Source organism: Emergencia sp. 1XD21-10, assembly GCF_009936045.1.
In the GTDB taxonomy this organism is placed as follows: Bacteria; Bacillota; Clostridia; order Peptostreptococcales; family Anaerovoracaceae; genus Senimuribacter; species Senimuribacter intestinalis.
In genome coordinates, this window is the sequence record NZ_QWEQ01000008.1 from 63533 (window position 1) to 87991 (window position 24459).

The window sequence follows — 24459 nt, forward strand, 5'->3', positions numbered from 1 at the left end:
AGAAAAGTAACATGGCAAAAAGAGGAGACTGGGTGCGCATTCACGCAATCGTGCTGAAAGCCGCTGAGAGAACTGCTAAGATTCCAGAAGACACACAGAAGTGCGATCTGCAGCAGTGGACAAAGGGATTTTTGCAGGAAGAAGCTGCAGAAGTAGGAGATGAAGTTACAGTAAAGACTGCGGTGGGCAGAATGGTAAAGGGCACCTTGATTGAAGAGGGACCTTACTACACCCACAGCTACGGCAAATTCGTGCCGGAAATTATAGACATTGATAAACAGCTGAGAGAAATCATGTTCGGAGGTGAGAAATAATGGCATTACCAAAAGATTACGATTCCGTAATGGCAAGATCCGCAGAAATCAACCTGAAAGCTCTGGGAATCGACTATAACGAATTTGAATCGGGCTCTGTCGCTTTCGACTATGAAGGACTCATGGCAAAGACCGGATATACAGTAGAAGAAGTAGCAAGGATTCAGGCAAAGACTGCAGTGGGAGGCACACCGCTCATTGAGCTAAGAAACCTGACAGAGCTTGCAAGAAAATATGCAAAGCCGGGGTACGGTGCTAGAATTTTTGCAAAGGACGAAGCGGCAAATGCTTCCGGATCCTTTAAGGCGAGAAGAGCAGCCTGCGCAGTGGCACATGCAAAGAAGCTGGGCTACAAGGGTGTAATGGCTGCAACCTCAGGAAATTATGGTGCTGCTGTAGCATCTCAGGCAGCGATGCAGGGATTAAAGTGTATCGTTGTACAGGAGTGTTATGACTCAAAGGGCATCGGGCAGCCTGAAATTGTAGAGAAAGCAAGAAAGTGTGAAGCCTATGGCGCAGAAGTTGTACAGCTGACCGTAGGGCCGGAGCTCTTCTATTCATTCCTTTCTATCTTAGAAGACACTGGTTACTTCAACGCTTCTTTGTATTCGCCGTTCGGTATCGCAGGGGTAGAAACTCTTGGATACGAAATTGCTGAGCAGTGCAGAGAGATGACAGGGAAAAATCCTGATGCCGTTGTCTGCACTACAGCAGGCGGCGGAATGATTACAGGAACCGCAAGAGGATTGATCAAGGCGGGGTCTGCGGATACAGAGATTATCGCAGCTTCCATCGACTTGACGGGACTGCACATGGCATCAGACACCCAGTTTAATAAAAAATCCTGCACTACAGGACACACTGGCTTTGGTGTGCCTCATGCAACAGGACCTGACCACTCCGACACACCGCGCAGCGCAGCAAGAATTTTGCGTTATGCCGATAAATATGTTACAGTAAAGCAGGGAGAAGTTATGTACATGACAGAAGCCCTTGCCAATTTAGAAGGTCTCGAAAGAGGACCTGCAGGAAATACTGCCCTTGCAGCAGCCTTTTCTCTGGCACAGGAAATGCCGGAAGATCAGATTATCGTTATCAGTGAAACCGAGTATACCGGCGCTGGAAAACATATTCAGCCGCAGCTTGATTTTGCAAGAGACAATGGAATTGAGATTAAGTTTGGAAATCCGCAGGCAGAAGACAAGCCGGGCGTGAATATCGTGCTGCCGGAAAATCCTGGTCTGATTAAACATCAGGTGGCTGACATCAACAGATTTAGACAGTCGATGATTAAGAGAGCTTGCAAAGAGGCAGGTGTATCCCCTGAAAATCTCACTGCTGAGGATATTGCATATCTGGCAGAAGAAACAAAGACGGATGCGCAGTTTGTAAAGGCAACTTTGGAACTTGCGTAGCCCTATCATACGGAGGAAGAAAATGAGTAAAAAAATCGTATTTTGCGGCGGCGGCAATATGGCAGAAGGCGTTATCAGAAGCGTACTGCAAAGAGAAGTTGCAGCAGCCGGCGATATTACTGTAAGTGAATTGAACCCGCAGCGGTGTGACTATTTGAAAGAAGCTTACGGCGTGGAAGCGCTTGTGGATGCCAGTGCAGCGATGAAAACAGCGGACATGATTATTATCGCGGTATTGCCTAAAATTGTGCCGGTGGTATTGCAGTCGTTGGTTGGCGTCGTGAAAGAGGATGCGGTGGTGCTGTCCATTGCAGCTGGCGTAAAGATTGCCTCTATTGAGGAGGTGCTGGGCGCAGACAGAAAGGTAATCCGCGTGATGCCAAATACCTTGGGACAGTCCGGAAACGGGCACAGTGCAGTCTGCCTTAATTCCAATATTAATGAAGAAGATAAAGCTTATGCGCTGGAATTTTTAGGCGCACTGGGGCAGACGATTATTTTGCCGGAGTCCATGTTTGGTGAATTTACAGCTTTCAGTTGTTCGGGACCGATGTGGCTGTACCAGATGGCGGACGCTTTGGTTGATGCCGGTGTCTATGCGGGATTTAGCAGAAGCGACGCGCAGAAAATGGTCATCAAAAACATGCTGGGCGTTGCTATGATTCTCGATGAGACCGGCGATGAGCCGAAGGAAAGGGTCAACGAAATGTGTTCACCGGGCGGCGTCACCATCGAAGGTTACAAATCTCTGGTGGATGAAGGCTTTGCTTCTGCGGTTATGACCTCTGTGGATAAAGCTGTGAAGAAAGCGAATGCAATTTAAAGATTAGTGGATATAGAAAGTGGAGCTGTGCATTAATGGAAATAACCGTTAAGAACTGCTCCCCTTTTTTATTTTCTTTTTTGTTTGTTTCGCAGCTATTTAGCAAAATCGAAGCGATACATCAGCAGCTTTTCCACAATGTGATCATAGCCACAATGCTGGATTCCATTTCGCCGAGTGGAATCTGATTATAATAAAAGATGAGGGCGGCGGTATCTTGGTCAGTCAGGCTGGCAGCCGGCTGTACATTGAGTCCGATGGAGCGAGCCGTTTCAGAAAGGATCGCAGGGGATTTTTTTGTGCGGACTTTTAAGATGATGTTGATTCCTGAGTTGGTATTGGTCGGTGTGACGAAGCCGACGCCAAAGCACGCAAAAGCGGTAAGTGCGATCTGTAGTTTTTGACCGTAAAGCTTGCGCAATTTTTTGATATTGGTGTAGTAAAGCCCATCTTCCATAAAGAGGGCGAGGGTTAGCTGCTCTGTTTTGGAACAGGTCTGGGTGTAGTCGGTTTTAATGGTGTTGAAAATTTCCATCATTGACTCCGGCAGCACCATGTAGCTGATTTTGACTGCGGGAAATAAAGTGGACGAGAAAGAGCCCAGATAGACAACCCTGCCGCTGTCATCAAGACCCTGTAGCGCCGGCACAGGTTTTCCGAAGTAACGCAGTTCACTGTCGTAATCGTCCTCTAATATAAAACTGTGATTTTCTTTTGCCCACTCTAAAAGCTGGTAGCGTCTGCCCACCGGCATAACGGAGCCTGTAGGGAACTGATTAGAGGGGCTGACGTAGACTGCCGAAGGAATATTGGTCGGCAGTTTTTCTATATGGATTCCGTCGTCTGATACAGGAATTTTCGTAATACTAAAACCGTGGTCGCGGAAAATGTTTTGCACTGGAAGATAACCGGGATCCTCGGTTGCGATATGGTCTACGCTGATTTTGCGCAGAATCCGGCAAAGGTGACTGGTCAGTTGCTGGGTACCCGCGCCTATGACAATCTGCTCCGGGTTTGCGATAACACCGCGAGAGTTATAGATGTACTTTGAAATCTCAAAGCGCAAGGCGCCTTCTCCCTGCGGGTCGCTTTCAAAGAGCAGCAGACGGGAGTAGTCGTTAAGCACACGGGCCATGCATTTTTTCCATTTTCCAAAGTCAAAGCAGGACAAATCTTGTTTGTAAGGGGATTCCTGTACCGCATAAGAGGAGAGGTCAAGACCAGTCTCTGGGGTTAGTCCTCTGTCTGAACTGCCGCCAGCCACATTGGCAACATAGTAGCCGGACTGCGGCTTGCTGATGATGTAGCCTTCTACCAAAAGCTGGTTGTACGCCTGCTCGGTGGTGGTAATGCTGATGGACAAATCTGCAGAAAGTCTGCGGAGTGAAGGCAGTTTCTCTCCGGCGGTCATATTGCCGCAGGTAATTTCACTTTTTATGTGTCTGTACAACTGTATGTATAAAGGCGTTTTAGAACTGTTTTTGAATTCTATTGTAATTGGCTTCATTTCGCAAAAACCTCCAAAGTGTATATATAAAAATAATATATTCTGACTGTTTCTTTAAGAACACTTTAGTGCTATTATAATACTGACAGAGAGAAAGTCAATAGAAACAGGTGAAATTATGATTAGAAATGAAAATAGAAATCAAATAGCGACGATGGTAATGACGGCCTTGATGATGTGCCTTGTGATGATTGCGACCATGTTTATCAAAGTGCCGATTCCGTTTACCCAGGGGTACGTTCATTTGGGGGACTCCATGATCTTTCTTGCCGTTTTGATACTCGGCAAAAAAAGCGGTGCACTGGCAGCAGGCGCCGGCTCGGCTTTGGGTGACATCATCGGCGGTTATGCTTTTTGGGCGCCGTGGACGCTGCTGATTAAGCTGGTTATGGCATGGATTTTGGGAAGTTTTGTGGAGAGAATGGAAAAGTCAGGGAAAAACCAGCAAGAGGGTAGAATTTCTGTGGGGGAAGTTATCGGAATGGTCATCGCAGGCCTTGAAATGACAGCAGGCTATTATGTGACCGAAGCTGTCATGTATGGGAATTTCATTGCGCCGCTTTCGGGTGTGCCGTGGAATATCGGGCAGTTTGCAGTGGGCATGGTCCTTGCTTGCATATTAGCAAGCGCCCTTTGCAAAACACCGGCGAAAAAATTCTTTGCTTATAAATAAATTGCGACGGACAGAGGAATCTTCAGCGGGGAAGATTCCTTTTTTCTTTGGGGAGATTGTGGTATAATTACCGCAGTGGAAACATATTTGAATGAGGTACTATTATGACAGAACAGGAAATTTTACGGATTGCTAAAGAGGTAGGTATTGAAAACAGCGCATTTATGAATGCGAAGGATTTGGTCTTTGAATTTGAATTTCGTAAATACTGCGAGATGAACCAATGCGGTAATTTTGGGAAAAATTATGGCTGTCCGCCGGATTGCGGTACCCCTGCCGAAATGAAGGACAAGGTGATGAAATACAGCCGTGCCTTGGTTTTGCAGACCATTCAGCCGGTAGGAGACATCACCGATTCCGCAGAGACCGGTTCGCTGAAGAAAAGACATAACGCAAAAATCAGAATTTTTATCAATGAACTTGAGGCGAAGGGCATTAAAGGTATGGCAATTATGGCAGGACCATGCAGCGCTTGCAGCCCTTGTGCAAAGGTGAGCGGTGAGCCATGTAGATTTCCGGAGAAGAGAGCTTCCTGCCTTTCTGCTTACGGAATCAATGTGGCAGAATTATGTAAAACCTGCGGACTTTCCTGGGATCATGGGAAGGATAAGGTGGGGTTCTTTGGCATTTATATGATGGATTAGAAAGCAGGACTTTGAAAAACATAGAATTTTAATATTAAAGTACACAGCGGACGCATGTTCTAAAATTCGGATTCTTTAAACGGAATTTCGGACGAAAAGATGAGGAGAAAGCAGCAGAAAAAATCCGAATCTCCTAAAATAAAAGAGTTTTCAGAATAACCTTTTTCTGGCACAACATTTGCATGTCCTTTCTAGTGTGAGATATCACAAAAGAAAAGGAGATGATCAAATGAAGAAAAAGCTAATCAGTGTAATCCTGGTTTTATCTGTCGTCATGACGATGTGTTTTGGCGCGATGGGAACCGTCTATGCAGGAGATCAGATGCAGAGAGTCAATCTGGCAGTCAGCGTAGATGGAAATGAACCTGTGACCGTAAAAGCGTACAATGCGTCCTATGCGTATAACATGTATGTTTCTGTCAAAGATCTATGCAGTGCTTTGAGTGGAAGCGAGAAGCAGATGAATTTTAAATACGATGAAGAAAGTGGCAAGTACATCTTCACCACGGGAAAAGCCTATGAAGCTGTCGGTGGAGAGAATGCAGCATTTGATGTAACATATAGCCAGAATCCAAAAGAAGGGCAGGACGATATTAGCCTGAGCACACCGGGAATGACAACGCCGACCAACATGGAGATCGACGGAAAGCCTTATGGCTACAGCGTGTATAAAGCTGGAGACGATATCTACATGAAAATTTTAGATCTGGGATTTGCCTTTGGTCTGGAAACTAAGCTGACTGGGAAAAATGCACTGTCAGTGAATACGAAGAAGAACTTCAGCATCGACATCGATCAGCTTGACAAAAATGGTTATTTCAGTTTTCTGCACGGTGCGATTGTCGGCAACGCTGACACGGGAGAAATCCTTTACGCAAGTAACGAAAATGTACAGACCCAGCTGGCGTCCACTACAAAATTGATGACTTATCTGCTGGTGCAGGAAGCAATTGACAAAGGTAAAATTTCACTGGATACGAAAGTAAAAATTTCTGAAGCAGTGATGGAGGAAGCAAACTCCGAAGACAGCACCGGTATTTGCAGAAATAATTTTGAACTTGGAAAAGAAGTTTCTGTTCGTGATCTTTTGGCAGGATTCTTGTTGCCGTCTGCTAATGAGTGTGGAACTGCGCTGGCTGAAGCTGTCAGCGGATCCGAAGAGGCATTTGTAAAACTGATGAACAAAAGAGCAAAAGCACTGGGGCTTTCCTCAGCTGTATTTTACAATGTACATGGTCTTCCAAACTATGACAGCAGCGCAGTAACTGCAAAGCGTCAGAATTCCATGAGTGCAAAAGATATGTTCAAACTGGCATCCTATTTGCTGAAGAACTATCAGAAGGAACTGACTGCATTTACAGGACAGACACAAATTGAACTTCCAACCTTTGGAGAAGGTGTTGTTGCAACTTCAACTTATGGAACGCTGATTTACAATCTGGGTGCAATCGGACTGAAAACCGGAACAACCAACAGATCCGGTGCAAACATGGTTACTGCAGTGCCTGTGACAATCGAGGGTAAAACTCAGAATATTGTTTCTGTAATTTTCGGGGCAGAAGGCACAGCTGAGCGTTACGAAAAGAGTACTATGCTGATTGAATATGCAAAACAGTACTATGCTGCAAAAGATGCGGTGAAAGCAGTCAAGGTTAAAGTTTCTACAAAGACTGGAACCAGCGGAATTACAATTTCCTGGAAAAAGACAGGAAGCGCAGTAGACGGCTATCAGGTATACAGAGCAACGAAAAAGAACGGAACTTATAAGAAGATCGTTACAACAAAGAAACTCTCTGCGCTCAACAAGAGCACAACAAAGGGAAAAACTTACTATTACAAAGTAAGAGGCTACAAGAAAATTGACGGTCACACAGTTTATACACCATGGTCTGACAAAGTAGCACAGAAACGGTAAGCTAGCAATAATAAATACACCAATTGAAAAAAGACGGTAATCTGGAAGCAGGTTACCGTCTTTTTCTAGGGACTTCTTTTTGTGAAATTAGTCCCTCTTCACATCATAAGCAATCAAAGCCACTTGGCAACCGCACTGGTCAGAGAGCTTTCTTTCAGCGTCATCGATGATTTTCATCTCACTTGGAGAAATCGCCGCAAACTTGTTGAATTCCATACTTTATCACCTCCTAATTATAGTATGGCAAATTTTTTGTAATTGTGGTAAAATAAATTGTTAAACAATAATTACCAAGAGGCGTATATGGAAAATATCATTCGCATTGAGAATTTAATCTTTGAATATATGACGGGAGAGGATGACGAAAAGGTCCGCGCTATTGACGATGTGTCGCTTTCTATCGAGCGGGGCAGTTTTACTGCGATTATCGGCAGAAACGGCTCCGGCAAGTCGACATTGGCAAAGAACCTGAACGGACTTCTTCTTCCAAGCGGCGGCAGGATTTTCGTAAGAGGTTGGGATACCAGCGATGACAACCACATCTGGGATGTGCGGCAGAGCGCCGGGATGGTCTTTCAGAATCCTGACAACCAGCTGGTTTCCTCCATCGTTGAGGATGATGTGGCCTTTGGACCTGAGAATCTGGGCATAGACCCTGTCGAAATCCGAAGACGGGTGGATGATGCGTTGACAGCAGTCAATATGGGAAAATATAAGAAAAAATCTCCCCATATGCTTTCCGGAGGACAAAAACAGAGAATTGCTATTGCCGGAGTAGTAGCGATGAAACCAGAATGCATCATTTTCGATGAGCCGACTGCTATGCTGGATCCAAAAGGCAGAGAAGAAATCATGGAGATTATCAGACAGCTCCACGATGAGGGTATTACTGTAGTGCTGATTACCCACTTTATGGACGAAGCGGTGCAGGCTGACCGAATCATTATTATGGATAGAGGACATGTGCTGCTTGACGGCACGCCGGAGGAAGTCTTTGCACAGGAAGAAACGATTAGAGAGGCGAGTCTGGATTTGCCTCTTGCGGTGGAACTTGCCCAGAGGCTGAGAAAACGCGGAATCAAAATTCCAAAGGAAATCATTACCGCTGAAGGATTGGTGGAATTCATATGTCAATACAAGTAAGAAATTTATCCCATATTTATTCCAAAGGTATGCCTGACGAGCAGAAGGCGCTGGACAATATTAACTTTAACATATACGACGGCGAAATTGTCGGTGTCATCGGACATACCGGCTCCGGAAAATCGACCCTGCTGCAGCACCTCAACGGACTTTTGAAAGCGGACAGCGGCTCCATCGAAATTGACGGCATCGATATTACGAAGCCCGGTGTCAGCATGAGGGATATTAGAAAAAAAGTAGGGTTGGTGTTCCAGTATCCAGAGTATCAGCTTTTTGAAGAAACCGTAGCGCTGGATGTGGCATTTGGACCGAAGAATCTGGGGCTTTCCCCGGAGGAAATTGACAGCAGAGTTAAGGAAGGACTGGAGCTTGTGGGGCTTTCCTACGAGGACATCAAAGATCGATCCCCCTTTGAGCTTTCCGGCGGGCAGAAACGGCGGGTAGCTATTGCAGGCGTTATCGCCATGAAGCCCCATGTGCTGATTTTGGATGAGCCTACTGCGGGACTTGATCCGGGGGCGCACAAGGATATACTTTCTATGATTGAGCAGGTGCATGAATCGCAGAACAATATCATTCTTTTCGTTTCCCACAATATGGCGGACGTGGCAGCGCTGTCGGACAAAGTGCTGGTCATGGACGAAGGAAAGCTGGTCATGGCGGGTACACCGAAGGAAATTTTCGCGCAGAGAGACAGGCTGGCTGGAATCGGACTTTCTGTACCGCCGGTGACGGAACTGATGTGCCAGCTCAAAGAAAAGGGCATTCCTGTGGAAGAAAACATTCTGAGTCTCAAGGAGGCGACAGAATCAATATATGAGTATTTGCAGAGGAAATCATGATTAGAGATATTACGCTTGGACAGTATTACGGGGTGGAATCCCCCATTCATAGATTAGACCCGAGAATCAAAATTATTGCGACGATTTTGTTTATCGTAGAATTGTTTTTGGTGGACAGCTTTGTCGGATTTGCGGTCAGTATTGCAGCGCTGGGCACCGTGGTGGCGGTCAGCAAAGTACCCCTTTCCTTTATTATGCGCGGACTGAAGCCGATACTTTTGATTATCATTTTTACCTTTTGCCTCAATATCTTCATGACAAGCGGGCAGGTGCTGTGGCAGTGGGGATTTTTGAAAATCACCAAAGAAGGTCTTTATATGGCGGCATTTATGGCGCTGCGTCTGGTACTTTTGATTATCGGCTCATCCCTTTTGACTTTGACGACAAAACCAATCGGTCTAACTGACGGTATAGAGCGGCTTTTAGGACCTCTTTCGCATGTCGGCGTGCCCGCTCATGAAATTGCGATGATGATGTCTATTGCACTCCGTTTTATTCCGACGCTTCTTGAAGAAACGGATAAGATTATGAAAGCCCAGCAGGCGCGGGGTGCAGATTTTGAGAGCGGCAATATTTTGAACAGAGCAAAGGCGCTGATTCCGATTTTAGTACCGCTGTTTATCAGCGCATTTCGCATTGCGCAGGATTTAGCAATGGCCATGGAAGCAAGGTGTTATCGAGGCGGCAAAGGCAGAACGCGCATGCATGCCATGAAGATGCAGGGCAGAGATTATACTGCGATGGTTTTGATGGCGCTGTTTCTGGCAGCCATTGTTTTGATGAAGATTTATTAGAGGATATATGAGACAGAGAAAGATTAAAGATATTGACAATAAACTGGCAGCTTATGGGGCGTTTACGGTACCAATCCCAGCTGCGAATAAGGGAAAATGGCAGGAAATTTTTGGAAACCATAACCCTGTCTATCTGGAAATTGGCTGTGGCAAAGGTCAGTTTATCACAGAAATGGCGAAGAGGTATCCGGACAGAAACTTCGTGGCAATCGAAGGGCACCAAAGTGTGGTACTTAGGGCGCTTGAAAAAGCGGACGCAGATCAGATCGCCAATGTGCGATTTGTTTTGGAATATGTAAAAGACATTAGAGAATTCTTTGCGGATGGAGAACTTGCGGGGGTGTATCTGAATTTCAGTGACCCGTGGCCGAAGGATCGCCATGCAAAGAGGCGGCTTACCTACGGAAAAAGGCTGCAGCAGTACCGGCAGATTATTTGTGCCGGTGGCGGCATTTGTTTCAAAACAGACAACGAGGGGTTGTTTACATTTACCCTGGAACAGATTGAAGAGGAAAATCTGGAAATTTTAGAGATGAGCAGAGATCTTCACGCTTCGGAGTTTGCGGCAGAAAATATTACCACTGAATACGAAGATAAATTCGCAAAGACGGGGAAAAATATCAACTATGTAAAGATAAGAGCCTGAGATGGCTCTTTTTCTTTCGACTGCGATTAGTCAGAAATGACTTTGGTCGGATCGCAGACTTTTCCGTTTTTCAAAATCTCAAAGTGCAGATGAGCTTTGTCCATGGATTCGTACAGCGCAGATTTGCCGATGTTGCTGATGACCTGCCCCTTCTTTACGGTATCACCTTTCTCGCATAGCTTGTCTGTTGCCAGATTGCAGTAGCGGGAAATGTAACCGCCCTGATGGGTGATTTCGATGGTAATGCCATAGGCGTCGTCGGTGTAAACCTCAGTGATGGTGCCGTCAGCCACAGCTTTTACGCCAGAACCCTGCGGCGCCTCAAAATCAAGGCCTGGGTGGGTCATGTACTGGTCTAAGGTCAGGTTGTAAATCACCATGTCCATGGAGTATTCCTTGGAAATTTTTGCTGTTGACATGTCCATAGGACTAGCAAAAGCTGTTTTCTTCTTTGTCTGTTTCTGGCTGTCAACTGTTGGAATGTTGGAAGCGGTTTCTTCCGAATTTTCATTTTCATCGAGTGCTTCTTCCGCTGGGGAAGTCTGCTCATCTAGTTGTGGTTTTGTCGGTGTTTCTGTCGCTGCCGGCACGTCACCTGCACTTTTTGCAATCTTGTCTATGCTGGACTTTATGGTGAAAATCGAGACGAGAGCGATGAGACAGAAACAAAGCATTAAAACCGCAGCAACTTTGTCTTTTCCTTTTTTCTTTTCTGCTTGGCGCATGTTCTTCACCTCCTGCATTTAGTATCACCACTTCCGGCAGGATTCATACTAATATTAACTTGTAAAAAAAGGGAGAAACGTCTATAATTTAAAATAGAAAAAAATTCTTGTGATAATATAATAAACAGGGGGTTTTAATGAACAAGTATTTAGATATTGCGCCAGAGGTAAGAGAGGCGCTGGAAAGTAACAGACCAGTGGTTGCGCTGGAATCTACCATCATTTCTCACGGCATGCCGTATCCGAAGAATGTAGAGACGGCTCTTGCTGTGGAGCAGATTATTAGAGATAATGGTGCAGTACCTGCAACGATTGCCATTCTCGGTGGCAGACTCAAGTGCGGTCTTTCTAAAGACGAAATCGAATATTTGGGTAAGAAAGGCGCTGAAATTGTAAAGACTTCAAGAAGAGACGTGCCTGTAGTGCTGTCCCAAAAGATTGACGGAGCGACGACCGTGGCAACGACTATGATGATTGCCAACATGGCAGACGTTAAAATTTTTGCAACCGGTGGAATCGGCGGGGTGCATAGAGGCGCAGAAACTACCATGGATATTTCAGCAGACCTGGAGGAACTGACTAACACTCCAGTTATGGTAGTTTGTGCTGGAGCAAAGGCGATTTTGGATTTGGGTTTGACCTTGGAATATCTGGAGACCAAAGGCGTTCCTGTTATCGGCTACGGGACGGAAGAACTGCCGGCATTCTATACCCGAAAGAGCGGATTTGCCGTAGATTATAGACTGGATACGCCGCTAGCGGTTGCGGAAGCCTTTGATGCACAGCGAAAATGTGGACTGCATACGGGCATGTTGGTTGCTAACCCGATTCCGGAAGAGTTTTCCATGGATGCAGATACGATTAACCGCGCTATTGACGAGGCGATTGCAGAGGCCGCTGAAAAGAATATCAGCGGCAAAGAGACGACGCCGTTCCTGCTGGCGAAGGTAAAGGAAATTACAGACGGAGAAAGCCTTGAGGCGAATATTCAGCTTGTTTACAACAATGCAAAGGTTGCAGCCCAGATTGCTTGTGCTCTTTGCACATTATAAAGGAGCAAAGAGATGAAACTAATTTCGTGGAATGTTAATGGGCTGAGGGCATGTCTCGGCAAGGGATTCGTAGAATCTATGACGGCGCTTACGCCGGATTTTATCTGCATTCAGGAGACGAAGATGCAGGAAGGGCAGGCGGAAGTGGATCTGCCCGATTATCTGGAATTTTTCAGCAGCGCTGAAAAGAAGGGCTATTCCGGCACGGCTATTTTTGCAAAGGAAGCGCCGCAGTCTGTGCAGATTAATTTCGGTAAGCATACTGATGAGGGTAGGGCTGTGATTTTGGAATATGAGAAGTTCTTTTTGGTCAATGTTTATGTGCCCAATGCGCAGGATCAGCTGAAGCGAATCGACTACCGTATGGAGTGGGAAGATGATTTCAGGGCGTTTGTGCTGGAACTGGATGAGAAGAAGCCGGTCATCATTTGCGGCGATATGAATGTTGCTAAGGAGGAAATTGACCTGAAGAATCCAAAGACTAATCGGGGCAACGCCGGATTTTCCGACCAGGAGCGGGACAAAATGCGCAAACTGCAGGCGGCAGGTTTTGTGGACACGTTCCGTTATCTATATCCCGATTTGGAAGGCGTGTACAGCTGGTGGTCCTACCGTTTCAACGCTCGCAAGAACAACGCGGGGTGGAGAATCGACTATTTTCTCGTCAGTGAGCGCATTGCAGACAAAATTGTGGATGCAAAGATTCATACGGACATCTTTGGTAGCGACCACTGCCCAGTGGAGCTGGAAATAGAGCTGTAGAGGATACAGTTTGAAAGGAATTGACGTACGGAAATAGGAAAAAATTAAGGCATAGCCTTTAGTGGGATTTTGAACCACCGCTGGGGCTGTGCCTTTTGTGTTGCTTTATGTTTTTTGATAGGTGGTTGTGCAGGAATAGAAGGTAACTACCCGATTTGCACAACTTTAAGGGCTTTGGTTATCATACAGTTGTGCAGATTTTATGATGCAGCATTCATTTGCAAAACTTTTACCCTTTTTTCCTTCTATAGTTGTGCAATTTACGAGAGATTAGCATGTTCTGCACCACTTCAAGGTATTTGACTGGCATAAAGTTGTGCAAAGGGATGAATTCAAGCAAGTATTTGCATAACTTTGAACTTATTGTTTTGCGATGGGTTGTGCAAATCGATGGCGATTATGGGTTAGTCTGCACAACTTTCACTTCCATTCTGATTTCCGCCCTGCTCGCCGGTCAGGTTCTGCAGCCAGACGCCCTTTTTGACCAAGACGAATCCGATGGCGCATTTGATCAAATCCAGCGAATGGTCGATCAGGAAGACCAGCACCACAGGCAGGCTGGTAAAGCGAACCATGATGGTGACCGCAGGAATGGTGCAGACCCACAGGAACATACTGTCAAAGAAAAAGGTGATGATGGTTTTTCCGCCGGAACGCAGGGTGAAGTAGGACGCATTGATAAATCCCAACAGCGGCGCGGACAGTCCTTGAATCTGGATGAACCGCATGGCGATATGCTGGATTTCCGGGGCAGTATTATAGAGCTGCGGAAACAGAGGCGCGATGAGGATGAGAAGAATTCCTGTAATCACGCTGCAGAACATGGAAAAGGCGATGAGCTGATTGTCTTCCTCCCGGGCTTTTTCCAGTTCTCCCGCGCCAAGCAGTTGCCCCACGATGATGCCAACAGAGCCGCCCAGAGAAGCGAAGACTACGTTGGTAACATTACTCAAGGTATTGGCGATGTTTTCTGCGGCTATGACGTCAAGCCCCAGCATGGAATAGCACTGCGCCAGGAAAGCCAGCGCCAGTGACCAGAGTAGTTCGTTGAAAAACAGCGGCGTAGCGACGCGCAGCAGCTGTTTGACAAGTCTTGCCGGCACATGGAGACTGCGGTAGAGATCTTTGATGAAAGGAAGTTGCTCCGTATGTTGATGTGTCCATACTACGATAATAGCAAGCTCGACAAAGCGCGAGAGGACAGTGGCGATAGCAGCCCCTTCTACACCCAGAGCAGGCGCGCCAAATTTTCCAAAAATCAAAATGTAATTGAAGACCAGGTCAACAAGGACAGCAACGATACCGCTGATCATCGGCACGATAGTTTGCCCGGTTTCGCGGAGTGTACTGGAATAAACCTGAGACAGGGCGCTGGGCAGCATGCCAATCAGCATAATTAAAAGATAGTTTCTGCCATAGGTTAACGTGGCGGCAAGATCGCCATGGCTTTCTCCCTGATGGAGAAACGCTTCGATTAGCGTGCCGCCGAAGGGAATTAGAATTAATGCGGCAAGTAGGGTCAGAATCACACCGCAGAGTATTTTAAAACGCATGGTATGACGCAGCCCGTCGTTATTTTTGCTGCCGAAAAACTGGGCGCCCAGAATACCGGCACCTGCCACAGCACCAAACACTGCCATGTTAAAGACCAGCGTCAGCTGGTTGGCGATGGAAACGCCGGACATTTGCTCTGTACCCACCTGTCCTACCATGATATTATCCAGCATATTGACAAAGTTGGTAATGCCGTTCTGTAGCATAATCGGGACGGCAATAAGAAGCACTTTCTTATAAAACGCTCTGTCCCCGATGAGCTTCAGACGTTTTGGATGATTGTTCTGTTGTAACTGCTGCATGCTTTTGCCCTCCTTGTTTGTAATACGTGAATACCAGTATATCATAAAGCATGTGGATTGTATACAAGAGATTTGCTGTGTATTATGTGCGGATGTTGCGGCAAAAGCTATTTTCTTGTATAATGCTGTTTATAAGGAAAAAAGGATTTGATTCAGATGATTGTGATGACAGTGTTGCTTTTGCTTCTCGGAGGCTTTCTTTGGTGGAGCAGAAAGAGCATAAAAACAACGAGATATTTTTACTGGAACAAGGCGCTGCCTTCTGCCCTTGACGGACTTCGGATTGTACATCTGTCGGACTTACAGAGTGAGTATTTCGGCAAAGCACAGAGACGGATTTTAGAAAAAACAAGGGCTGCTTCGCCGGATTTGATTGTGTTTACAGGGGATTTGACAGATCGAAATCATACGGACTATCAGGCGGGAATCACATTGATGGAGGGGCTTGTGAAGATTGCGCCGGTTTACTATGTTGATGGAAATCACGAGCTGGCGCTGCCCGTAGAGGAAATATCGCAGATGTACGATGTGTTAGAAGGAATGGGAGTTGTCCTGCTCAGGGACAGAGCGACAACCTTTACAAAAAGTGGTGCGCCGCAGATGCGGCTTTTAGGGCTGTCAGAGGAAACGATTTATCGTGCGAAGATTAGCGGCGGCGCTTTACGTGAAGGAGAAAAGTGCAGTAGAGAGAAGGTTTCTGATACGGAAATTGATAGGCAGCTGGTGCGGGAGTGTATTGCGGCGCTTCTGACAGATGCGGGGGAAGGTGAGAATGCTTTTACACTATTGCTGGTTCATGAGCCGCAGTTTTTGGAAGTGTATGCTGTACCTGGTATCAATCTGATTTTTGCAGGGCATGCGCACGGCGGACAGATTCGACTGCCTTTCACACAGGGACTGTTTGCGCCTGGGCAGGGAATTTTACCGAAGCTGACAAGTGGTATGCATCAATCGGGGAATAGTACTATGGTAATCAGCAGGGGGCTGGGCAACAGTACCTTCCCGTTCAGAGTGTTCAATAGACCAGAGATTGTGGTAATTCAAGTTGAGTCGCAGCAATAGTAGTATTTGATTTTCTAAGCTTGTGTGCAGAGGAAAATAAAATGCTGACAAAGAAGTTGACAGTAAATGTAAAATATGGTAGCATATACATGGGCGAACTGGCATGGAAAGAGAGATGGAAATGTCAGAGAAAAATATCACATTTGAAATTAAAGAACATTTAGGAGTTATCACCAGATTTGAGAGCGGATGGAATCGTGAGCTGAATATCATCAGTTGGAATGGCGCTGCCGCTAAATATGATCTTCGCGATTGGGATCCTCATCATGAACGCATGCGTAAGGGCATTACCCTTCATGCTGCAGAAATGCGAAAGCTGGTGGATTTGTATCTGAACAATAACACGAGAAAGGCAGTGGAAGAAGGCAGAAGGCTTGAGAAACAGCGCAGAGATCGTCAGCGAGAACAGTTTGAGCAGAGTGCCGAGGCTAGAGGTGCGATTGCAGAGGCTGTTGATGCCGAAAGCTATGAAGCAGCACTTCCGCCTGAACCGGAAGTCGCAGAAGGTGAGGATTTGTCATGCGCATCTCAGAAACCGTGTCAGTGTTCAGCTGAAGAGGTGGAGGAGTCTAGAGCTGATACTGAGACAGAGCAAGAGTCTGTGGATTTGACGCCTGTGCAGGTCAGCGATGTAACTCCGTTTTAAGCTTACAGATCGTGTCGATTTTTCATGAACCAATGACAAGCAGACCACATAATATATAGCAAACGACTAAAACAGGAGGTATGTATTATGTCATGTTTTAATAATAGAAGAGGTATGGACGATAGTCTGTTATTCTTTTTCTTATTACTGGTTCTGCTGTTCTGCAATCCGGGCGCTTTCGGATGTGGCAGCTGCGGCGACACATGCGAACCTACATGTTGCTAATTTCAGCAGATGAGAGAGGGAGAAATCCCTCTCTTTGTGTTTTTGCTTTTACATAAAAGGCGAGTGTGATATAATAACCTCAGAAGGATTGCGGTACTGCCGCAAGGAAGGAGATTAAATATGAAGGTTTATCTTAGAACAGTTCCAAGGGGTCCGTGGGAAATGTTGGAACTGGAACAGGGAATTACAATAGAGGAAATTTATCGAAGCTATGAGAAGGACTTGCCTTATACGATTATAGCGGCGAAGGTAGACAATAAATTTGAGGATCTGACTTATGCGCTGGATACAGAATGCCGTGTGGAACTTTTGGATATAAGGACGCAGGCTGCTAATCTGATTTATCAGTACAGCTTGTCTTTAATCTATCTGAAAGCCGTGTCAGATTGTCTGGGCAATGTGCGTGTTGAAATACAGAACTCTTTAAATAAAGGAGTCTATACAGAAATTAAAACGGCGGAAGTTGTGACTGAGGCGCAGGTTGCGCAGATCGAAAAGCGAATGCGGGAAATCGTAGATGCCGATATGCCTTTTGTGAAAGAGGTTGTCTCCAGAGAAAAAGCCATGGAGATTTTTGAAAGAGAAGGGCGCAGAGACAAACAGAAGATTATGGGTGCTTCTCTTAATTTAAAGGACGTAAAGTTCTACTCCCTCGGCAATGTCAGAGATTTTTTCTATGGGCTGATGGCGCCGTCTACAGGATATATTCAGTTCTTTCAGCTGATGAAATATCGCCGCGGCGTGTTGCTGCGTTTTCCGCACCCATCGAATCCGGGAGAGATTCCGCCTTATGTGGATGAAACGAAGATGTATCAGGCATTTGGAGAACAAACCAGATGGGACAAACTGCTGGGCGTCAACTACGTGGCGGATTTGAATGAGAAAATTGAAAATGGTCAGTACAGAGAGCTGATTCAGCTTTCTGAGGCGCTGCACGAGAAGAAAATTGCAGAGATTGCCGATATGATAAAACAGCAGAATAAACGGATTGTTCTCATTGCCGGACCGTCTTCATCAGGCAAGACCACTTTTGCGCGCAGACTCTGCATTCAGCTGAAGGTGAATGGTCTGGATCCGATTTATATGGGAACTGACGACTATTTTGTTGAGCGGGAGCAGACGCCGCTCGATGAGCACGGCGAGAGGGATTATGAAAATTTACAGGCGCTGGATATTGAATTGTTCAACAGCAATATGAATGACCTGCTGGCAGGCGAAAAGGTGGATTTGCCGACTTTCAACTTTATGACTGGACATAAAGAATACGGGAGAAGAATTACATCGATCAAGGCAAATCAGCCTATCGTCATTGAAGGCATCCATGCGCTCAACGAAGAGTTGACTGCCTATATTCCGAAGGAAGAAAAGTTTAAGGTTTATATCAGTCCGCTGACACAGCTTAATATCGATGCACATAACAGAATCCCAACGACTGATGAACGAATGCTGCGGCGTATGGTGCGCGATAATCTGTATAGAGGTCACAACGCACAGAGCACCATTGCAAGCTGGCCAAAGGTGCGTGCGGGTGAGGACAAAAATATTTTCCCGTACAGCGGAGAAGCGGATGTGCTGTTTAATTCGTACCATGTTTATGAGATTGCAGTTCTAAAGAAATATGCAGAGCCGCTGTTGAAGGAAATAAGTCCCCAGGAAGCAGAATATGCAGATGCAGTGCGCATGCTGAAATTCCTGCGTTTCTTTAAAACCATAGAGGATGACAGTATCATCGTCAACAACTCAATTATCAGAGAGTTTATCGGCGGAAGTATTTTTACGGATTGATAAGAGGTATACCAGAAAGGATGCAGCAAGAAAATGGCAGAGATAACTGTAGTCGGAGGAATCAATATTGATATTGAGGGGATTCCCTATCAGCCGCTTCGCACGGCGGATTCCAATCCAGGGATTGTGAATCAGTCCTTTGGAGGCGTAGGGCGAAATATCGTAGAGAATATCGCAAGAATGGGCGGCGATGCAGCCATGCTTTCTTTGACAGGTGATGACTTTATGGGAGAAAGTGCTAGAAAGCAGCTGGAAAGTCTTGGCGTGGATACAGATCATATTTACCATATTCAGGGTGAAAGCACGGGGGTGTATTTGTCTATTCTCAATCATAGAAATGATATGGAACTTGCCATTTGCAACATGGATATTTTGGAGCGGATTACACCGGCATTTCTGGAAGACAAGATGGAGTTTCTGAATCGCTCGAAAATCGTTGGTGTGGATTGTAATCTACAGAGGGAAAGCTTGGATTACATCACGGAGCGTGCCAGAGTACCTCTGTTTCTAGATCCGGTATCTGCTTCAAAGGCGGAACGGGTAAAGCCGATTATCGGAGCTTTTCACACCATAAAACCCAATCGCATTGAGGCAGAACTGTTAAGCGGTATTAAGATCACTGATGAGATTTCTCTGTCAAGAGCAGGAGAATGGTTTTGCAGACAGGGTGTAAAAAGGGTCTTTATCAGTCTTGGCGAAAAGGGTGCTTATTACAGAGAAGGCGCTTGCGAGGGGATCGCAGCGACAAAGTCGGTGAGGGTATTAAGCGCCACTGGAGCCGGCGATGCTTTTTCTGCAGCGATTTTGCTGGGGCATGTGAAAGGCATGTCAGCCAGAGAAGCGGCGCAGATGGGCATCGCCTGTGCATCTATTGCTATGGAAGCGAAGACGGCAGTAAATCCGGAGATATCTATGGAAAAAGTATACGACAGAATATAGAATAGAAGCACCGGGTGAGTGACCGGTATGTACACATACAAAGGCTCGCTTTCAGGCAAAAGTGGAATATTATTAAAAAGATAGGACGGGGTTCGCTGAATTTGAGAATCACGTCCTTTTTCTTTTGTTATCTTTCTATAAAATATCAGTTCAAATAAATGGTCTATTCTGATATACTAAATAGAAAGCTATAAAAGGGTTGGGAGAAAACATGGATGGAAAGAGAGATTTTATAAGAGGCGCAGTGATTTTGAGCATATCAGGAATTTTAGTGAAACTGCTGGGAGCAGCGCTTAGAATTCCTATTGCCAACAAGCTGGGCGAGGGTATGGCATACTATAATGTAGCATATACGATATATGCCATTTTTTTAGTGCTGGCAACGGCGGGGATACCGGTTGCAGTTTCGCGCATGGTGTCGGAGCGCACTGCGGTAGGGAATCGGTCTGGCGCAAGAAAAGTCTTTCTTACAGCGTTGAAACTGATGGCGGTAATCGGAGCAGCCGCTTTTGCCATTTGTTTTTTCGGAGCAGATTTAATCGCCTCTGTAATTGATATTCCCGGCTCTCAAAATTCTCTGAGGGCCATAGCGCCAGCGCTGTGTATCGTACCGCTGCTTGCTGCCTTTCGGGGATATTTTCAGGGACAGCAGGATATGCGCCCTACAGCGGTTTCAGAAGTTTTCGAGCAGGTGGTGCGAGTAGCCGCAGGACTTGGACTGGGATTTTATTTATATGATGAGGGCTTGGATATCGCCGCTGCTGGCGCTACTTTTGGCGCTGTCGCGGGGGCCATGGCAGGCATGTGCGTAATAGGTGCGATTTACTGGAGACGATGCAGACAATTTGGAAAAGCTCCCGAACAACTTGCAGGCGAAGCTAGTTTAAGGTCGGAATCGACTGTAGAAATTCTGAAGAAAATTGCCTGGATTGCAGTACCTATCGTAATCGGGGCAGAAATCATGCCTTTGATGTCAGCCATTGATACGACACTGGTGGTTTCAAGGTTAAAAGATACAGGCTGGGAAGCGAGTGAGGCGTTGAACTTGTATAATCAGTATGGTGCTTATTGCGATACACTGATTTCACTGCCCCAGACTTTTACGCAGGCAATTGCGGTGAGCCTGGTGCCCTCCATTGCAGCATTTTTTTGGCAGGGAAGAAAAGATAAGGTGCAGGAAAACATCCGAATTAGTATGCGTATGACTATGCTTTTAGCGTGTCCTTGCGCTGTAGGTCTTTTTGTTCTTGCCAAACCAATTCTTCTTTTGCTGTATTTTAATCAGAGAGAAAATGCGCTGCAGGCTGTGCCGACTCTGCAGGTTATGACCATCGGCGTGATACTCCTTGCCATCGTGCAGACCACAACTGGAGCGCTGCAGTCCGTAGGTAAACAGATGAAACCGGTGCGCAATATGGCTGTCGGCGCTGTGCTGAAAACGGTGCTGACCTATGTGCTGGTGGGTATTCCCACCATTCATGTGAGGGGAGCTGCTTTGGGAACAAGTGGCGCATATTTGATTGCACTGATTTTAAACTTGCATGAAATAAAAAAGGAAACTGGTGTACACTTTCCCTTTGTGCAAACCTTTGTAAAGCCTATGCTGGCAGCTATGATTATGGGTCTGTGCGCGTATGGCTCCTATAATATAGTCTTCGCATGGGCGGGAAACGCTTTGGGCGTTTTATGCAGTATCCTACTCAGCATGGCGGCATACAGTGTTTTGGTTCTGCGCATGAAAGCTGTAAGTCCGGCAGAGCTGCGGGCGCTACCGGGAGGTGAGCTTTTGATGCGGATTTTCAGGGTTTAAGTCGATGGCGCAGTGCAGTCATCGGATATACATGCAGAGAATCTCGAATTAGGAATGTAAAAATCTCCACCATTTTAAGGCAAATGTAAGGCAATGTTGCGTTTCTGCGCTTGTGTAGTCTTGATGCTGCACCATATGACGCTGAATCAAGGGTCATGGTGCGGATGCCGCTTTTTCACTTAGAAAAAGTCCACCTTCCAGGGTGTTTTTAGGGAAAATAGTGCAGCACAGGTAAAATGAATTCTAAGATGGTTGTTGTCATAATAGAAACGCCAGGATCAGTGTATAATGATATGGGGTTTAAGCAGTTGAAATCACTGTGTCATATCATGAAAAAACTTCAAAAATCGTGAAAAGTTTTTTTAAAAAAGGGTTGCAATCTTTACCAACCTCATATATAATTAAAAGGCTTGCTTAAGGCGATGAAGTAGGAAGTTGCGGAGCTATCCGGTAATTTCTACAGAGAATTGTCCCCACCAGATGGGGGCGAAGGTGTTCGCCGACTTTTGCTTTGTGCGAAAAATAAAGAAACGCACGGAGCCGTGTGCAAAGTAAGCAATTCCACCGCACACGTTACAGAAGTGGGCATTTGACTGGGTTCTGCGCAGATTCGCGAGGCACAGAACATCTGGTCAGAAAAGAACCCCTGTACAAGCATAGCGAAAACAGTACAAAAAATTTTAGGAGGAAAAAATGAGCGAATTACAGAAAATCAGAATTAAGCTTAAGGCCTATGACCATGCGTTATTAGACCAGTCCGCAGCGAAGATCGTGGAAACTGCCAAGAAAACTGGCGCAGACGTTTCCGGACCGATTCCGCTTCCGACAGAGAAAGAAATCGTGACAATCCTGAGAGCTGTTCACAAATATAAGGACAGCAGAGAGCAGTTCGAACAGAGAACACACAAGAGATTGATCGATATCACCAATGCTACACTGCAGACTACAGACGCTTTAACTAAGCTGGATTTACCTGCTGGCGTAGACATCGAAATCAAGCTGTAGTCAGCTAAGGTGTAATAGTAAAGTTACGCAGGATTTTTTCGGGAGTGCAAGGCGTGTGAGTTTCGAGAAACGGAGCGCACTTAAGTGCGTGAGTATCGCAGAGAAGGAGCAGCAACGCAGCAATGCCGGAAAAAGACAAGTAAAGTAAGGGACCTTCCCTTAGTAAGATTGCATGAGAGGGAAAAGCTGCCAAAGGCTCACCTGTGAGAGCCCAGGCGCAAGATGCGGCGCCGCTGCGGCAAGTTGCACACCAGAGCAATCCAATGTAAGTGAAAAGGAGAAACAATATGAAAGCTATTTTAGGCAAGAAAATCGGTATGACCCAGATTTTCGCAGAAACAGGAGAAGTAATTCCTGTAACAGTTATCGAAGCTGGTCCTGAAGTTGTAACACAGGTTAAGACAGTAGAAACTGACGGTTACAACGCAGTACAGGTTGCATTCGAAGATCAGAAAGCACACAGAGTGAACAAACCTATGACAGGTCACTTTGCAAAGAGCGGTGCTCCTCTGAAGAAACATCTGACTGAATTCAGAGTAGAAGAAGGCGAAACTTACGAATTAGGACAGGTTATCACTGTTGCTGATTTCGAAGAAGGAAGCAAACTGGACATCACCGGTACTTCCAAAGGTAAAGGCACACAGGGTAACATCAAGAGACACGGACATCACAGAGGTCCGATGACCCACGGTTCTAAGCACAAGAGATTAGCCGGCGCACTGGCTGCTGGTACTTATCCTTCCAGAGTATTCAAGGGTAATGCCGGACCTGGTAGAATGGGACGCGAAACTGTTACCGTTCAGAACGTAGTTTTAGTAAAAGTTGACACTGACAGAAACCTGATGCTGGTTAAGGGCGCAGTACCTGGCGGCAAAGGAAGTCTGGTAAAAGTCCAGTACGCTGTCAAAGGTCAGGACAAATAGAATAGACTTCAGAAAGGAGGAAGCATAAAATGGCAAAAGTAACAATGCTTAACATGGCCGGAACTGAAGCCGGAACAATTGAGCTTAAAGACGAAATCTTTGGTATCGAACCAAATGCTAACGCTGTTCACGCAGTTGTTGTAAATTATCTGGCAAACCAGAGACAGGGCACACAGTCCGCAAAGACTAGAGGCGAAGTCAGAGGAGGCGGCAGAAAGCCTTTCAGACAGAAAGGTACCGGTCGTCACAGACAGGGTTCCACAACTGACCCTTCACAGGTAGGAGGCGGTATCGCTTTCGCACCGAAGCCAAGAGATTACAGCTATAAAGTACCTAAGAAGTTAAAGAGACTGGCACTGAAGTCCGCTCTTTCCGCAAAGGTATTAGATAAAGAAATCATCGTACTCGATGAACTGAAATTTGATGCTCCTAAGACTAAGGAAATGGTTAAGGTTTTAGAGAATGTCAAAGCTGCAAGAAAGGCACTGATCATCACTGCCGAAAAAGACGAAAACGTTGTTAGATCCGCAGCAAACATCCCTGGCGTAAAAACTGCCCAGGTAGGAACCATGAACGTTTACGAAATCGTAAACCACACAAGCTTCATCGTAACAAAGGAAGCAATCGAAAAAATTGAGGAGGTGTACTTATAATGAGAAGCGCATACGACGTAATTATCAAGCCGGTTATCTCCGAACAGAGTATGGACCAGGCACAGGAAAAGAAGTACACATTCAAAGTTGCAACAGACGCTAACAAGACCCAGGTAAAACTGGCTGTTGAAGAAATCTTTGGTGTTGAAGTTAAAAAAGTCAACATTATGAACTATGACGGAAAATTAAAGAGAATGGGAAGAACCATGGGAAGAAGAGCTGCTTACAAGAAGGCGATTGTAACCTTGACAGAAGCCAGCAAAGAAATCGAGTTCTTCCAGGGTCTGTAATATAGGAGGT

The 24459-nt window shown here is 45.9% G+C and carries 26 protein-coding genes; 22 read left to right on the forward strand and 4 right to left on the reverse strand.

Annotated features, from left to right (window positions below):
• Positions 1-11 precede the first annotated feature (11 nt).
• The 3 genes from ortA to proC are packed head-to-tail and all read left to right on the forward strand — an operon-like array spanning position 12 to position 2552.
• Positions 12-314, forward strand: coding sequence for a 2-amino-4-oxopentanoate thiolase subunit OrtA (ortA, locus tag D1151_RS06345; protein WP_161908351.1), 303 nt, complete (start codon positions 12-14; stop codon positions 312-314).
• Positions 314-1729: a 2-amino-4-oxopentanoate thiolase subunit OrtB gene (ortB, locus tag D1151_RS06350; RefSeq protein WP_161908352.1), complete on the forward strand. Its 1416-nt coding sequence runs from the start codon at positions 314-316 to the stop codon at positions 1727-1729. Before ortA ends, ortB begins: the two co-directional genes overlap by 1 nt.
• 22 nt (positions 1730-1751) lie before the next feature.
• Positions 1752-2552 (forward strand): pyrroline-5-carboxylate reductase, encoded by an 801-nt coding sequence (proC, locus tag D1151_RS06355; protein ID WP_161908353.1) that lies wholly within the window; start codon positions 1752-1754, stop codon positions 2550-2552.
• Between the two features lie 121 nt (positions 2553-2673).
• On the opposite strand, the gene D1151_RS06360 is transcribed toward proC, so the two are convergent.
• Entirely contained in the window at positions 2674-4059 is a 1386-nt protein-coding gene (locus D1151_RS06360; protein ID WP_161908354.1) for a PLP-dependent aminotransferase family protein, read from the reverse strand.
• 118 nt (positions 4060-4177) lie between these two features.
• Here D1151_RS06360 and D1151_RS06365 point away from each other — a divergent pair, with 118 nt between their 5' ends.
• From D1151_RS06365 to D1151_RS06375, 3 genes are all read left to right on the forward strand, one after another.
• A complete protein-coding gene (locus D1151_RS06365; RefSeq protein WP_160201986.1) occupies positions 4178-4732 on the forward strand; it encodes an ECF transporter S component in 555 nt (184 codons plus the stop codon).
• A gap of 104 nt (positions 4733-4836) precedes the next feature.
• Positions 4837-5376 carry a DUF2284 domain-containing protein gene (locus D1151_RS06370; RefSeq protein WP_160201985.1) on the forward strand — a complete coding sequence of 180 codons (540 nt, stop codon included), beginning with the start codon at positions 4837-4839 and terminating at the stop codon, positions 5374-5376.
• A 229-nt stretch (positions 5377-5605) separates the two neighbouring features.
• Positions 5606-7291 carry a D-alanyl-D-alanine carboxypeptidase family protein gene (locus tag D1151_RS06375; RefSeq protein WP_160201984.1) on the forward strand — a complete coding sequence of 562 codons (1686 nt, stop codon included), beginning with the start codon at positions 5606-5608 and terminating at the stop codon, positions 7289-7291.
• 87 nt (positions 7292-7378) lie between these two features.
• Here D1151_RS06375 and D1151_RS17040 read toward each other — a convergent pair whose 3' ends face one another.
• Complete coding sequence (locus tag D1151_RS17040) at positions 7379-7507, reverse strand: hypothetical protein (protein WP_275557599.1); 129 nt, start codon at positions 7505-7507, stop codon at positions 7379-7381.
• A gap of 87 nt (positions 7508-7594) precedes the next feature.
• Between D1151_RS17040 and D1151_RS06380 the strand changes: the two genes are divergently transcribed.
• From D1151_RS06380 to trmB, 4 genes are read left to right on the forward strand one after another with little or no spacing between them, the layout of a single operon-like run.
• Complete coding sequence (locus D1151_RS06380; RefSeq protein WP_161908355.1) at positions 7595-8434, forward strand: energy-coupling factor transporter ATPase; 840 nt, start codon at positions 7595-7597, stop codon at positions 8432-8434.
• The gene (locus tag D1151_RS06385) at positions 8419-9276 is read left to right on the forward strand and encodes an energy-coupling factor transporter ATPase (protein ID WP_161908356.1); all 858 of its coding nucleotides are present in this window, start codon (positions 8419-8421) and stop codon (positions 9274-9276) included. The genes D1151_RS06380 and D1151_RS06385 overlap by 16 nt, the downstream gene beginning before the upstream one ends.
• Positions 9273-10070 carry an energy-coupling factor transporter transmembrane protein EcfT gene (locus D1151_RS06390; protein WP_160201981.1) on the forward strand — a complete coding sequence of 266 codons (798 nt, stop codon included), beginning with the start codon at positions 9273-9275 and terminating at the stop codon, positions 10068-10070. Before D1151_RS06385 ends, D1151_RS06390 begins: the two co-directional genes overlap by 4 nt.
• 7 nt (positions 10071-10077) lie before the next feature.
• Positions 10078-10716, forward strand: coding sequence for a tRNA (guanosine(46)-N7)-methyltransferase TrmB (trmB, locus tag D1151_RS06395; RefSeq protein ID WP_161908357.1), 639 nt, complete (start codon positions 10078-10080; stop codon positions 10714-10716).
• A gap of 26 nt (positions 10717-10742) precedes the next feature.
• Here the strand turns inward: trmB and D1151_RS06400 are convergent, their stop codons facing one another.
• Positions 10743-11441, reverse strand: coding sequence for a M23 family metallopeptidase (locus tag D1151_RS06400; protein ID WP_161908358.1), 699 nt, complete (start codon positions 11439-11441; stop codon positions 10743-10745).
• A 137-nt stretch (positions 11442-11578) separates the two neighbouring features.
• On the opposite strand from D1151_RS06400, the gene D1151_RS06405 reads away from it, so the two are divergent.
• Complete coding sequence (locus D1151_RS06405) at positions 11579-12493, forward strand: pseudouridine-5'-phosphate glycosidase (RefSeq protein WP_161908359.1); 915 nt, start codon at positions 11579-11581, stop codon at positions 12491-12493.
• Between the two features lie 12 nt (positions 12494-12505).
• Positions 12506-13255 (forward strand): exodeoxyribonuclease III, encoded by a 750-nt coding sequence (locus tag D1151_RS06410; protein WP_160201977.1) that lies wholly within the window; start codon positions 12506-12508, stop codon positions 13253-13255.
• A 404-nt stretch (positions 13256-13659) separates the two neighbouring features.
• On the opposite strand, the gene D1151_RS06415 is transcribed toward D1151_RS06410, so the two are convergent.
• Positions 13660-15111 (reverse strand): MATE family efflux transporter, encoded by a 1452-nt coding sequence (locus tag D1151_RS06415; RefSeq protein WP_161908360.1) that lies wholly within the window; start codon positions 15109-15111, stop codon positions 13660-13662.
• A gap of 156 nt (positions 15112-15267) precedes the next feature.
• On the opposite strand from D1151_RS06415, the gene D1151_RS06420 reads away from it, so the two are divergent.
• From D1151_RS06420 to rplW, 10 genes are all read left to right on the forward strand, one after another.
• On the forward strand, positions 15268-16173 hold the full coding sequence (locus tag D1151_RS06420; RefSeq protein WP_243151174.1) for a metallophosphoesterase: 906 nt from the start codon (positions 15268-15270) through the stop codon (positions 16171-16173).
• A gap of 121 nt (positions 16174-16294) precedes the next feature.
• Entirely contained in the window at positions 16295-16819 is a 525-nt protein-coding gene (locus D1151_RS17145) for a PC4/YdbC family ssDNA-binding protein (protein WP_161908362.1), read from the forward strand.
• An 87-nt stretch (positions 16820-16906) separates the two neighbouring features.
• Complete coding sequence (locus D1151_RS06430; protein ID WP_160201973.1) at positions 16907-17044, forward strand: hypothetical protein; 138 nt, start codon at positions 16907-16909, stop codon at positions 17042-17044.
• Between the two features lie 120 nt (positions 17045-17164).
• Positions 17165-18829 (forward strand): nucleoside kinase, encoded by a 1665-nt coding sequence (locus D1151_RS06435; protein WP_160201972.1) that lies wholly within the window; start codon positions 17165-17167, stop codon positions 18827-18829.
• Positions 18830-18862: 33 nt separating this feature from the next.
• Positions 18863-19768: a carbohydrate kinase family protein gene (locus D1151_RS06440; protein ID WP_161908363.1), complete on the forward strand. Its 906-nt coding sequence runs from the start codon at positions 18863-18865 to the stop codon at positions 19766-19768.
• 211 nt (positions 19769-19979) lie between these two features.
• Positions 19980-21578 (forward strand): polysaccharide biosynthesis protein, encoded by a 1599-nt coding sequence (locus D1151_RS06445; protein WP_161908364.1) that lies wholly within the window; start codon positions 19980-19982, stop codon positions 21576-21578.
• A gap of 693 nt (positions 21579-22271) precedes the next feature.
• Positions 22272-22583, forward strand: coding sequence for a 30S ribosomal protein S10 (rpsJ, locus tag D1151_RS06450; RefSeq protein WP_160201969.1), 312 nt, complete (start codon positions 22272-22274; stop codon positions 22581-22583).
• Between the two features lie 287 nt (positions 22584-22870).
• Positions 22871-23506: a 50S ribosomal protein L3 gene (rplC, locus tag D1151_RS06455; RefSeq protein WP_160201968.1), complete on the forward strand. Its 636-nt coding sequence runs from the start codon at positions 22871-22873 to the stop codon at positions 23504-23506.
• 29 nt (positions 23507-23535) lie between these two features.
• Complete coding sequence (gene rplD, locus D1151_RS06460) at positions 23536-24159, forward strand: 50S ribosomal protein L4 (protein ID WP_160201967.1); 624 nt, start codon at positions 23536-23538, stop codon at positions 24157-24159.
• Positions 24159-24449 carry a 50S ribosomal protein L23 gene (rplW, locus tag D1151_RS06465; protein WP_160201966.1) on the forward strand — a complete coding sequence of 97 codons (291 nt, stop codon included), beginning with the start codon at positions 24159-24161 and terminating at the stop codon, positions 24447-24449. Before rplD ends, rplW begins: the two co-directional genes overlap by 1 nt.
• The last annotated feature ends 10 nt before the right edge of the window (positions 24450-24459 follow it).